At 30.5% G+C, this 12899-nt stretch carries 9 protein-coding genes, 4 tRNA genes, 2 rRNA genes, 1 pseudogene and 1 other annotated feature; all 16 genes and pseudogenes read right to left on the bottom strand.

Translation table 11 applies throughout. The features are described from left to right. Positions 1 to 166: 166 nt before the first annotated feature. The gene (locus WY13_RS08775) at positions 167 to 901 is read right to left on the bottom strand and encodes a hypothetical protein (protein WP_063555313.1); all 735 of its coding nucleotides are present in this window, start codon (positions 899 to 901) and stop codon (positions 167 to 169) included. After that, positions 892 to 2265, bottom strand: coding sequence for a hypothetical protein (locus WY13_RS08770; protein ID WP_242866410.1), 1374 nt, complete (start codon positions 2263 to 2265; stop codon positions 892 to 894). The genes WY13_RS08775 and WY13_RS08770 overlap by 10 nt, the downstream gene beginning before the upstream one ends. Before the next feature lie 34 nt (positions 2266 to 2299). Beyond that, positions 2300 to 2899 (bottom strand): hypothetical protein, encoded by a 600-nt coding sequence (locus tag WY13_RS21790; RefSeq protein ID WP_242866408.1) that lies wholly within the window; start codon positions 2897 to 2899, stop codon positions 2300 to 2302. Beyond that, positions 2900 to 3751 (bottom strand): ATP-binding cassette domain-containing protein, encoded by an 852-nt coding sequence (locus tag WY13_RS08765; protein WP_063555312.1) that lies wholly within the window; start codon positions 3749 to 3751, stop codon positions 2900 to 2902. It abuts the gene before it with no gap. 473 nt (positions 3752 to 4224) lie between these two features. Then, positions 4225 to 4301 (bottom strand) — tRNA-Arg (locus WY13_RS08760). 163 nt (positions 4302 to 4464) lie between these two features. After that, positions 4465 to 4555: transfer RNA gene (locus WY13_RS08755), tRNA-Ser, on the bottom strand. A gap of 29 nt (positions 4556 to 4584) precedes the next feature. Beyond that, positions 4585 to 4675: transfer RNA gene (locus WY13_RS08750), tRNA-Ser, on the bottom strand. 257 nt (positions 4676 to 4932) lie between these two features. After that, positions 4933 to 6213, bottom strand: coding sequence for a serine--tRNA ligase (gene serS, locus WY13_RS08745; RefSeq protein WP_063555311.1), 1281 nt, complete (start codon positions 6211 to 6213; stop codon positions 4933 to 4935). 66 nt (positions 6214 to 6279) lie between these two features. Further along, positions 6280 to 6478: a binding site (T-box leader), on the bottom strand. A gap of 112 nt (positions 6479 to 6590) precedes the next feature. Then, positions 6591 to 6878, bottom strand: a complete 288-nt coding sequence (locus WY13_RS08740; RefSeq protein ID WP_431602453.1) for a DUF1667 domain-containing protein — start codon at positions 6876 to 6878, stop codon at positions 6591 to 6593. A 57-nt stretch (positions 6879 to 6935) separates the two neighbouring features. Next, positions 6936 to 8326: pseudogene (locus WY13_RS08735) on the bottom strand (NAD(P)/FAD-dependent oxidoreductase). 77 nt (positions 8327 to 8403) lie between these two features. Next, positions 8404 to 11121 carry a UPF0182 family protein gene (locus WY13_RS08730; protein ID WP_063555309.1) on the bottom strand — a complete coding sequence of 906 codons (2718 nt, stop codon included), beginning with the start codon at positions 11119 to 11121 and terminating at the stop codon, positions 8404 to 8406. A 45-nt stretch (positions 11122 to 11166) separates the two neighbouring features. Beyond that, entirely contained in the window at positions 11167 to 11682 is a 516-nt protein-coding gene (locus tag WY13_RS08725) for a transcription repressor NadR (RefSeq protein WP_063555308.1), read from the bottom strand. A 104-nt stretch (positions 11683 to 11786) separates the two neighbouring features. Continuing rightward, complete coding sequence (locus WY13_RS08720; protein WP_063555307.1) at positions 11787 to 12290, bottom strand: HDIG domain-containing metalloprotein; 504 nt, start codon at positions 12288 to 12290, stop codon at positions 11787 to 11789. 92 nt (positions 12291 to 12382) lie between these two features. Continuing rightward, positions 12383 to 12459 (bottom strand) — tRNA-Ile (locus tag WY13_RS08715). A 5-nt stretch (positions 12460 to 12464) separates the two neighbouring features. Beyond that, positions 12465 to 12581: ribosomal RNA gene (rrf, locus tag WY13_RS08710) — 5S ribosomal RNA — on the bottom strand. Positions 12582 to 12694: 113 nt separating this feature from the next. Beyond that, positions 12695 to 12899 (bottom strand): 23S ribosomal RNA (locus tag WY13_RS08705); the annotation flags it as partial.

Below are 12899 nucleotides of genomic sequence, written 5' to 3'. Positions count from 1 at the left end.
CCTCCATAATTTTATTATATTTCCTTTAACGGAAATATACAAATTGAATATAAAACAACATCAAGGCTATTTGGGTTGCATACATATAAACTTTTTACTTTCTGCTGTTCAGCAGATCTAACCACACAAAAATTAGCTTTTGTCTTAATAGATTTATACTAACTTTTTAAGGTTTTCCAGAAAGCTTCTTAAATGAAGCCACATATAAAACCATTCCTACTAGAGCAAATGTAAGCCTACTCATTATAAAATCTAAAGACAATCTAAAAACAGGTTCACCGAGACTATCAACTGGTAGAACTGTAGGCATATAAGTCACATATCCTTTGGCGAAAATATCAATAAAAGGTGAACTGTTAAAACTTATAAGTGACAAGATCAAAACAATTGGAATCCAAGCATAAAGCAACGTTTGGCTTTTGCTGCCTAAAAACATACTCGTTCCAAAAACAAACACAAAAGTGGGAAGTAGTATTATTAAGATCGGTGATAAAAAGTTTTGAAAATCTGTAAAATTAAAAGTTGTCTTGTAAAACACCAAACTTATCAAAATACAGCATATGGCAATAATTAAGTAAGAAATAAACAGGGCAAAGCTTTTTGTAGCCAAATACTTTTTCTGTGGTAAAGACGTACATGAAGTAATTTCTCTTACTCTTTGTTCGTTTCTAGAAAAAAGTCCTGTGCAAGAAAGCATTAGAATTAATAACATAATCGTATTTATATCACACAAAAACTTGCAATAACTCCACTTGGAAAAAGGTGCCATACCAGAAACACCTTGTATTATTTCTGTATAGAGGTCAATCACTGAAAATAAAAGTGCAATTATGAAAGTTATCATAAATATTTTTGAAAAAATTATTCTTTTCAGCTCGTATTTAAGAATTTTTATATCCATTGACGGCTACCTCCTTTTGTGACACCAGTAATATTTAAAAACTTAGAAAAAGATAGTTTTTTATCTTTTTTACCATAATATTCTTTGTAAATAACTTTCATGGAATTAAAATACTTTTCTTCACCAATCTGCTTATAAACATTGTAAACTTCAAGTGGTCCCAAACCATAAACTTCACCACCTCTTAAAAATAATGAGACGTAATACTTTGGAAGCATTGATAATTTGTTCATGTATTCAGGATTTCTTCGATAAAAGTTTCGATTCAATTCATTTGCTCCTTCTTTCCACTTTTTCACCAATAAATTTTCTGCATAGGCTTTTCCAAATTTCTTTTTCAAAAATAAATAAGTGCTAAAATCCGCAAAAGCTTCATCTGACCATTCATCGTGATTTTTATCTATTTGGTTATGGCTGTTTGCGTTAGATACATCTATTCCAGTGCCCCACCATTGATGAGCAATTTCATGCGTGAGCAAAGCAAAAGTGTCAGAAGAAGAGGCTTGCGATGAATCCACGTTGGATTTTTTCTTTAAACAATCTTCGGAAACATAAGAAATATTTCCTCTTTGAAATCCACCTCCGCCCTGTACTCCTGATGTTACGACTACTTTAAGACTATCTCTGCCTAGGGGCCCAAATTTTTCCGAAAAGAATGAGAATATATCTAAAGTGTCATTTCCTCTGGATTCAAATTCTTTTCTCGCAGCCAATGGATAGAAAAACTCCACATTTGTGCCCCTTACATTTCTTTCAAATATTCCATATTGTCCGGCTTTCAAAGATAAATCACTTAATTTATCACAAGAAAAACTCCAAGCAGTAAGACCATCGTGTTCAGAAATTTTGCGATTTTTTTCTCCCTGAGTTATGACTGTAAACTTTGAGTCTATTTTTATTGTTCCTCCAATAATCCTATCCTTTTGTTCAACATAAACAACAGGAGTGATCTCATTAGCCTTCCCTAGACTTATATAATTTTTGTTGATTCCTTGGGAAAAATCTTTAGTTGCACTTATGGCTTTCGGTGTACCTGAATACCTTATGCTTAATTTAGCTTTAGTGTTTTTGGGAATGCTTATTTCAAAAACGTTGCTAAGTTTTGCACTATTCAAAATCTTGGACGAAACCTGTGTGTAGTTTATGTCTACACTGTCTAACTTGATCTCATTAATGTTGTAATCGTCTGCTAATTCAAAATATACATTTTGAGGCTTATCAGTACCGTTTTGCAGTTCCTCACAATAAGCTCCGCTAGCACAATTTTTATCTTTTTCTATCTTAAAATCTACAAACATATTTGAAGTTCCTATGACATTGGTGTTTACAGGCGTTTCTTTTTTACCACTAATCAATACTGACACAATATCCGTAAGCGAAATTGGTTTGAAAATTGGTTCATTTTGAAAAACGAAAAATACTCCAAAAAGAGAAACCAAAAAGCACCGCTAAAAGCATAATAATGCAGGTTATATTAACGTTTCTAAATGTAAGGTAAAATCCTGCAGTCATAAGAATTGTTAGTACAATCGAGCCAAAAATTATTAAGGTGTAACTGAGCAGTAAATAACTAAAATTGCTTAGACTGCCAACGTTAAATATATAATGGGGGATCATAATTATCATTGAACCAACCGTTGAAATAAAACCAGCACACATTAATCCTGTAATTTTGGTTAAATGTATCTTTATAGAACTTGATATTGGTTCAATTATATAATTGACTCTAAACCTAAGTATTTTGTCAAACTCAAAAACTGTTAGTGCAATAAACGCAAGAGTTGAAAGTATTGCTCCTATCTTTGCGGGAAAAAGTATTGTTTGAGATAAAAGAGTAGAGCTATTTATTCCAAATATTGAATTGCTAATATCTTCGCTAATATAGTTTGAGAGCAATGCACCAATCAGAGGAGAAGATGACGCAAGTAAGATTATTATTTGAGTAAACCTGGACTTCAGAATCCGCTTTGTTTCATGGACAAGAAATGTATTTCTCATTTAATGGACACCCCCATTATGTATGACGTATGTGTACGCATCTTCAAGAGTAGGCTCGATAAGTGGAATAGAGCTTTCTATTTTTTTACCAATAACACGACAAGATATGCCATTACCCGTAAACAATTTGGATGTTATTATATACTTACCTCCAATTCTTTTTTCTAAAGCCTCGTTATCCTTTTCCTCAATAAAACCAACACGTCCGTGTACAGCTTTTATTAAATCCGGCGAAGTTCCGTCAAATAAAATCGTACCGTTATTAATAATTATAATTCTATTGCAAATGGCTTGTATATCATCGATGATGTGAGTGGAAAGTAATACTATTTTGTCATTTGCAGTCTGTGAAAATACATTTCTGAATTTAATTCTTTCTTCTGGGTCAAGTCCAACTGTAGGCTCATCTAAAATGATAAGTTCAGGATTTCCAAGTAATACTTGCGCTATACCAACACGCTGCCTCTGACCGCCTGAAAGAGTTTTAATTTTGAAATTTCTTTTTTCTTGCAAATTAGTCTGTTCAATAGCTTGTCTGATAATATCTTTCACATTGTTTTTAATTTCTTTTAATGCACACATGTAGTCCAAAAATTCATAAACTGTTAATTCGTCATATAAACCAAAGCTTTGGGGCAAATACCCGAGCTGCTTTCTGAGTTCTTTTTCGTGTTTTTGGATTGGTTTACCATCAACAATTATTTTGCCGGCTGTTGGTATTATCTTCGATACTAATAGTTTCATAAAGGTACTTTTTCCAGCACCATTGGGACCCAAAAGCCCTATAAAATTCGGGCTGTTCACTTCCAAATTCATATTGCTTAGTGCCTTTTTTCCTGTTTTATATGTCATACTTACGTTTTTAATACTAATTTTTCATAAATGCTGTTACACCCCTTTCTCATGTTTTACCTATATAATAGAACCTTCAACTTACATCTGTGTGACTTTTAGGTGATAGATTCGTCACTTTGGAAAACGAAATGTCTAAATGCCAATAAATGCAGTAGATAAAATATCATCAAATACTAAAGTAAACATAAATAATTCCAAAAAAAATAATAGATAGGCTTCCTCAAACTCTATCTATTATTTAACTTATACAATTTTACTAAGCAGACTAAATTCATAATCCACCCTCTTATTACTAATGTTATACCACAAGTATATAAATATTATAACATAACTAGATGATTCATATTCAAATATGGGTGCAAAATTAACCCTATTTTATTTTATAAAAAGCTATAAGGGGTAAAAAAGGTGGTAAAATCTAATTTTAGATAAAATAAAAAACACTGAAAGTCAGTGTTTGGAATGGATTATGGTGCGTCAGAGAGGAGTCGAACCCCCGGCACGCTGGTTCGTAGCCAACTGCTCTATCCAACTGAGCTACTGACGCAAATTAACAGTGTTATATTAACACAAATACCAATTAAAATCAAGGCTATTTACTATATCAAGTTAAAATTTATATACCTATCTTAGTAAATAAAAAAAGAAGTAACCACTTTACTGGATAACTTCCTCAAGTAACTATATTTAAACCATCATTAAAATTATAATGGCGGAGAAAGAGGGATTTGAACCCTCGCACCGGTTACCCGATCTACGCCCTTAGCAGGGGCGCCTCTTCAGCCACTTGAGTATTTCTCCATGCCCTACGTTTAAATATAATTATTATATGGCGGAAAGAAAGGGATTCGAACCCTTGGTACGGTCACCCGTACGCCGGTTTTCAAGACCGGTGCCTTAAACCAACTCGACCATCTTTCCTAGACCAACATGACAAGTATTATTATAACAACAGTCTATATATATGTCAACATTTTTTTATCTTTTATATTGAATTTTTATATAAAAAATTCAATATAACTACTTTTTATCTAAAATAAGCCTAATAATTCATTTAATTTTCTCTGTATTTAGTATACTAAAGGAGATATAATGAATTATTTCATTATATCTCTCAATATACCCAAAATACTCTCACAATATCTTATTTTAAAAATATTGTATTTTTTAAAATAATTTTATTTTATTACTTCTTTTCCACCCATATATGGTCTTAATATTTCAGGAATTATAACACTTCCATCTTCTTGCTGATAATTTTCCAAAATAGCTGCAACTGTTCTTCCTATAGCAACTCCTGATCCATTTAAAGTATGTACATACCTTGGTTTGTCTTTTGGAGTTTCCTTATATTTTATATTAGCACGTCTTGCCTGGAAATCCTCAAAATTACTACAGCTTGATATTTCTACATATCTATTGTAACTTGGCATCCAAACCTCTATATCATACTTAAGTGCTGCAGTAAAGCCCAAGTCTCCCTTACATATTCTAACTACTCTATATGGAATTTTCAGTCCTTTAAGCACATCTTCCGCATCATTAGTGAGTTTTTCAAGCTCATCATAAGATTCTTCAGGTCTTGTGAATTTAACCATTTCAACTTTATTAAATTGATGTTGTCTTATTATTCCTCTTGTATCTCTTCCTGCTGATCCTGCCTCTGCTCTAAAACATGCACTATATGCGACATATTTCAATGGCAAATCTTCTCCTTTTAAAACCTCATCTCTATGAAAATTAGTTACTGGTACTTCTGCAGTTGGGATCAAAAAGTAATCATTATTTGATATTCTAAAAGCATCCTCTTCAAATTTAGGAAGCTGACCTGTACCAGTCATGCTAGTTCTATTTACCATATAAGGAGGTAATATTTCTGTATATCCATGCTTTTCTGTATGAAAATCCAAATAATAAGTTATTATAGCTCTTTCAAGTTTAGCTCCTAATCCTTTGTAAAATGTAAATCTAGAACCTGACACCTTTCCACCTCTTTCAAAGTCAAGTATATCAAGATCTGTACCTATATCCCAATGAGCTTTAGGTTTAAAATCAAACTTAGTAGGCTCTGACCATTTTCTAATTTCTACATTATCTTCGTCTGATTTTCCTTCTGGAACTGCAGGATTAGGAATATTAGGTATCCTAAGCATTATGTACTCTATCTTTCCATTTAATTCTGATAATTCAGTATCATATTGTTTTATGTTATCTGATACATGTTTCATTTCAGCAACTAAATCATCTGCATTTTCACCATTTCTTTTCATTTTAGCTATCTGAGCTGAATCTTGATTTCTTTTACTCTTTAAAGCTTCTACTTCAACTAGAATTTTTCTTCTCTTCTCATCTAAAGCTATTACTTCATCGATAGTTGCTGGATCGAAATCTTCTCCTCTATTTGAAAGTTGTTTTTTTACTTCCTCTGGATTGTTTCTTATTCTTTTTAAATCTAACATATTTTATAAATCCTCCCTAATCATCTATATAGTTTCCTATAATATAAAAAGAGCCTTTACGTACCCCAAAGGGACGAAAGACTCCGTGTTGCCACCCTATTTAATTAACAAGTTAATGCTAATTCTCTCTAATTTATAACGGCATTACCGAACTGCTTTTATCAGTACTTCCAAGGTGGATTCACAATATTATGATATCAGCTTGCACCAAGATACTGACTCTCTTAAATCACTTTAAAGCTACTAACCTCTTCATCAGTTAATTTTTAATTAAATATATATTTTTTTATTCTAATGCTAAATTTACATATATACTAAATATATTTCCACTACTTATTATAACCAAGATATTAAAAATAATAAAGGTAAATTTGAAATTATTTTGTAATTTTATTAACATTTTTAGTACAAATTATGTCCACCTTCGTATTTAGTATATTTTTGCAAATTATATCTCCAATTTTTATAGGCGCCCCAACATGTATTCTAGCTAAAACTTTTGAGCATTCAAGCCACAGGCTTTTATCTAGTGGTTTAGAGCTCTTTACTGACACTACGTTGCAATTACACCCTTTTATTCTAACTATAGTAGTAAATATATCACACTTATTATCTTCTTTTAATTTCAAATTTTCATTAATATCCTGTCTATCTTTACTAACTATACATTGCCTATCGAATTTAGTACATGCACTCTCCTTTATCAATTCTAACTCCCCCAATTACATTTTATCAAACTCCTTTATTCTACCTACCATGATATTGGAATTTTTAGAATCTTTAACTATATCGGTCATTTTTTTATTAGTCTCCCTTGCAAGAATTGATGCCACTTCATAAAGGCACCTAGTCCCTCTACAATCCCCAAAAGTTGCACCTGTCCTTCTTTTTATACCTTCTATAGTACGTGCCCCTAATGGTCTACTTATGGCATCTATTATTTCACCTTCTGTTACCTTATTACAATAACATATCACCTTTCCATATTTCCTATTTAGTTTTATTATTTTTTTCTTTCCTCATTAGAAAGTTCTCTAAATTTATAGAATTCCCTCCTCTTATCCATAAAATCCTTTTTCAAGCGGCAATTTAGTTTGTTTACTACTGTCTTGCACACTATATTTGCAATTGCAGGTGTCATTGTAACCTGACCATAATGTTTTCCTATTATTTTAATATAATCTTCATCAATTAAACTATCGTCTATAATTAAAAAATCATCATAAAAATGTGAGTCATAAAAATCATTAATGTTTTCCTCTGATAAATTTTTTATAAAACCGCTTATTTTTTGTAGTCCCTCTTCACAACTTATTTTTTTATCATTCTTTAATCCTACTAACAATTTATTTTCTTTTCCAGGGATAATATATGTTTTATTATTCCTCTCCCCTATTGTAGAAATTATATTATTATAGGGTTTGGTTAATTTTTTTTCTACGGAAAAATATTTTAAATATTTTACATTTCGATTTACCTTATTTTCTCTATCTATACTATAATTTTTACCCGGGGTTGTATTTAGTACCATATTACATGTGAATTTGTTTTTATTGGTCACTACCTTGAACCCTTTGGATATACTTTCTATATCCAAAACTTCTTCCCCTAATTTAAAATTGACCCCATTGTCACAAGCAATTTCACCATAAGAAATAGCTAAATCATAGGGTGATATAATCCCCGTATTTTTAGAATAAATAGCTTTCTTTATATTTTTTTCTAAATTCGGCTCTACCTTCTGTACTTCTTCTCCATCTAACAGCTGTATGTTTTCCATGCCCCTATTCAAAGCTTTATTATACATACAAATTAGCTTTTTCTCACCTTCTTTAGTATCTGCTAACAGTAAGTATCCCTTCCTCTCAAAGAAGATATTAAACTTAGATGCCAAGTCAGACATAATCTTACTGCCAGCAAATTCAAGTTTGGATAATGATATATCTTCACATTCCAATCCATCATACACTATAGAGTAATCTATAGGCGCTACATCATTAGCAATATCATAATCTTTTTCAATCAATGCTATATTTAAATTATACTTTGAAAGTTCATAGGAAATTGCACATCCTATTATTCCCCCACCTAATATAAGCACATCATAATCCATGTTAAATCTCCCCTTCAAAGAAATCTTTATTTTAATAATCTAAAAATAGCCCTGTTTCTACTACTTTGTATTAAATTCTATTTACTTAGTGAATTCAATATATCTCCAAGTTTTTTAATATTATCTCCATATCCTGACCAATCACCATTTTTTTGTGCATTTAATGCATTCTCGTACAAACTCTTAGCCTGTTTTATCTTTTCCTGATTGTCGTTATTAGTAGGCACTAGTTGACTTTGAGCAGTGCTATTTCCTTGTAATTGATTATTTTGTTCATAGTTAAATATCTGCTGCAAAGCATCATCTATACTTTCAGCTAATATTATTTTATCACCATAAGATACTACAACTCTTTTCATCTCTGGTATACTATCTTTACCACTAGCTCTAAGATACATAGGTTCTATATAAACCAAAGAATTATTTATAGGAACTATCATGGTATCACCAAATTGAACCTTAGACCCATCTTTATTCCAAAGTGACAGTTGAGTAGATATAGTCGTATCCTGATTCAATTTTTGTTTAAACAAGTATGGGCTGTATATCGTCTTCTCTGGAGGGAATTTATATAGAATCATCTTTCCATAGTTTTTTCCATCCATCCTAGCTCCAAATAAAGCTACCATATTGTCCTTATCTCTCATATTAAAATATTGCAGCAATATCATTTCTTCTTTATTAGCACCTGGAAGTTTCATAACAACATAAGGAGACTCCATTAGATTCTTTTCGCCACTAACCTGTTTTTGGTTCTTAGCTACTTCCCATAAATCTTCTCCACTATAAAATACTCCTGGATCTGTTACATGATATTTTCCAAGTACACTACATTGAATATTAAACAAATCCTTTGGATACTTAAAATGCTTAACTATATCAGGTGATAGTTGATTTATATTTTTAAATAAGTTAGGAAATATTTTTGCATAGCTCTTTACTATAGGATCAGTTTTATCCACTATATAAAAATTTACATCTCCATTTAAAGCATCTACAGTAACCTTCACAGAATTTCTTATATAATTTACATCATTCTGAGGTTGTGAAAAAGGATATCTATTTGAAACAGTGTATCCATCTAATATCCAATATAACTTTCCTCCACTTGCAACTATATACGGATCTGAGTCATAGTTTAAAAAAGGTGCTATTTTATTGACTCTATCAACTATATTCCTATTTATCAGTATCTTGCTTTCTTTTGATATATCCCTAGATAATAAAAAATTTAAATCCTTTTGATTTATTGCAAATAACAGTCTATTTAAAAATCCTAACTTTATTCCGTCTGTTCCATTATAAATATTAGTTGCATTATTACTTCCTTTAGGATAATCAAATTCACCTATTTTAGTATTAACTACTGCATAGTCATCCGTTTTTTCACCAAAATATATTCTTGGATTTTGGATTTTTATATCAGTAGAATTGTTAGGTGGCATATCCTTTATAACAAAGTTAGGCTGTCCTTCTGAAGTTACTGAATTAACTTTATTCATAACTATTCCATAACCATGGGTATATATAAGATGCCTATTTTGCCATGTATTTGGATCTATTGCCCTGCTGTTTATTTCCCTTGCACCTACAAAAACTTGATTAAATTTTCCATTTATATTGTATCTGTCTATATCAATATTATTAAAGTTATAATAATATCTTATAATTTGAACTTGATTATAAAATTCAAGTGTAGGATCAAAAGAATTTATCCTTATATTATTTATCGTGTCCATATTATTTTCTATATCCTTTGAAGTTAAATCATCCTTGACTTCAAAAGACCTAGCATCCACATTATCAATATTAAATGCACTACGAGTATAATCTATATTATATTTTATATATGGACTTTCTAAAGTTTTTTGATTGGATTTAACCACAAAATTTTGAACCACAAAAGCCATTAGATTTCCACTTATAATTAAAACTATTATTACAACTATAGATGCCACTATAGGTTTAATTTTAACTCTAATTATACTAATAAATATAACTATAGCAGCAATAAAAGATGCTACTACAATAATTTTGTAGAACAGCAAACTTACATGAGCATCTGTATAACTTGCACCAAATGCTACTCCATTTTGACTATAAACAAGGCTAATACACTTTAAAATATACCCTATTGATATACACAATATTATAAGAGCAGCTAAAACTGCCAATTGTTTTCCTGCAAATCTAGTAAGCCCACTATCTAATATATTTATTTTACCAAAATTTTTCTTAAAACTTCGTGATACAAATCTATCCTTCATACTTAATATAAAGTATGTAAAAAGAGTTATCAATCCTAATAAAATAAATAAGCTTACAAGTGCACTGTATATAGATTGTATAAGTGGCAATTTAAATATATAAAAAGAAATATCTAAATTTAAAATTGGGTCTTTTTTGTTGAAAGGTACTGAATTTGTAAATTGTAAAATTCTATACCAATAAGCTGATGCAAATACATAAGAAGCTAAAAAAGACACAATTAAATCAATAAAAAGAACTATTTTTCTCTCAATTTTAACTTTACTACTTTTTACCTCAACAACTTTTCTATACTTTATAATGCTTATCCTTAGGCTTTTATAATATAACCATATTCCTATAAAGCTTACAATAAATAAAGGTATCATAAGCTTACATACCGCTACAAGTTTGGTAAAATAAACAGATAAGTATCCTACTTGCTTATACCATTGTATATTTATTGCGAAATTTACGATATTATTTAAAAATGAAATACACAGTACTAAAACTAAAATAAAAATACCTATTGCCACTTTCCTTCTCATAATAAAACCACCTCTTTTATAAATATAAAAAATCTTAGCTATGGCTTAGTCAGAAATCATATATTTTTTCTCCTTCAATTCCCTTTTTATATTCTTAATTATGTCATCGTTTTCTGCAACTATAGTATGTAAATGAACACCTCCTGTTAATATCAATAATGGTTCTGCTTTATACTGTTTTATTTTATTTATAAAATTTTCAACATCATATAAATTTTTTATCATAAGCATACCTTTTATTTCACCATAAAGTGGATGTTCTACTATTACATCCTGTACTTTACCACCAAATTTAACTATAATTTTAAGTTCATCCTCTATTTTGCTTGTTTCGTGTGAAACTGCTATTACAGCCTTAACTAAATTTTTTTCTGCTTTTGGAATCAGATAACCATCTGGAGTTGCTATTATATCTTTACCTTCTGCCCTTAAAATTGCTATATCTTTAACTATTATTTGTCTAGTAACCCCTAATTTTTCTGCCAAAATATGCCCTTTTTGAGGTTTATCATTTTTTTTAAGAATTTCCTCAATATATATTCTCCTTTTTTTTGAATCCATCTTAACCTCCACTAATACACTTATACATTAATTATATCATAAAAATTGGAATAAATTTATACACATAAAATACTTATAAATTTAAAAAAATTTGACTTATAAGTCTAATTTCTTTTATCGCAGTACTTTAATATCTTTAACTCCAAATTATTATTATGAATATTGTTATTATGATGATTTTCTATCAAATAAAATAACTTTTTATTATACTCTATCTTTTTTAATAGATCTACTCCTATTTTACTATGATTGTAATATACATTTATCTTTGGCTTTTGAGAAAATTTTCTTAATTTTCCTTTTGAAATTCTATCCATTGATACTATAAATGATTTGTCTATTAGATTTAGCTTTCTATGTATCTTGCCTATATCATGCAAGAGAGCAGCCTTTAGTAGTAATTTTTCATCTACTTTACCTTGCTTACTATTACAAATACGCTCTACATCATATGCTACTTTTACGCAATGCTTTTGTTCATTTATGGACAGCTTATTAAATAGTTTTAATTCTTCTATACTTAAAATATTTTTTATAAACTTACTATCCTGTTCATTAATTCTAGAAGTTAATGCCCAATAAAATTGCTTTATTCTATAAAATATCAATATAAATCTCCTCCAACTAATACACTATTTAAAGTGTACCATAATACGGACAAAAAATAAAAGAACTACATAAAACTATGTAGTTCTTTTCATGGTGGACCTTCAGGGACTCGAACCCCGGACCCACCGGTTATGAGCCGGTTGCTCTAACCAACTGAGCTAAAGATCCTTATTACCTGGCAGCGACCTATTCTCCCACAGGGCCTCCCCTGCAGTACCATCGGCACTCTGAAGCTTAACCTTCCTGTTCGGTATGGATAGGGGTGTTACCTTCACGTCATTACCACCAGATCTATTATCGAAAATTGCTATTTCTATCAATTTTCTTTTATATTATCTTTTAAGAGTTCAAATTACTCTGTCCTCTCAAAATTGCACAGTAAACTTTTTTCTTTCGTTTTTATTTGGTCAAGCCCTCGACCTATTAGTATCAGTCAGCTTAACAAGTTGCCCTGCTTACACCTCTGACCTATCTCCTCGTGTTCTTCGAGGGGTCTTACTAGCTTACGCTATGGGAAATCTTATCTTGAGGTGGGCTTCACACTTAGATGCTTTCAGCGTTTATCCCTTCCCAACTTGGCTACCCAGCTGTGCTCCTGGCGGAACAAC

The organism is Clostridium ljungdahlii (assembly GCF_001636845.1).
GTDB lineage: Bacteria > Bacillota > Clostridia > Clostridiales > Clostridiaceae > Clostridium_B > Clostridium_B ljungdahlii_A.
The sequence above is the reverse complement of the archived record's forward strand: the minus strand, read 5'-3'. Positions and strand labels throughout refer to the sequence as shown.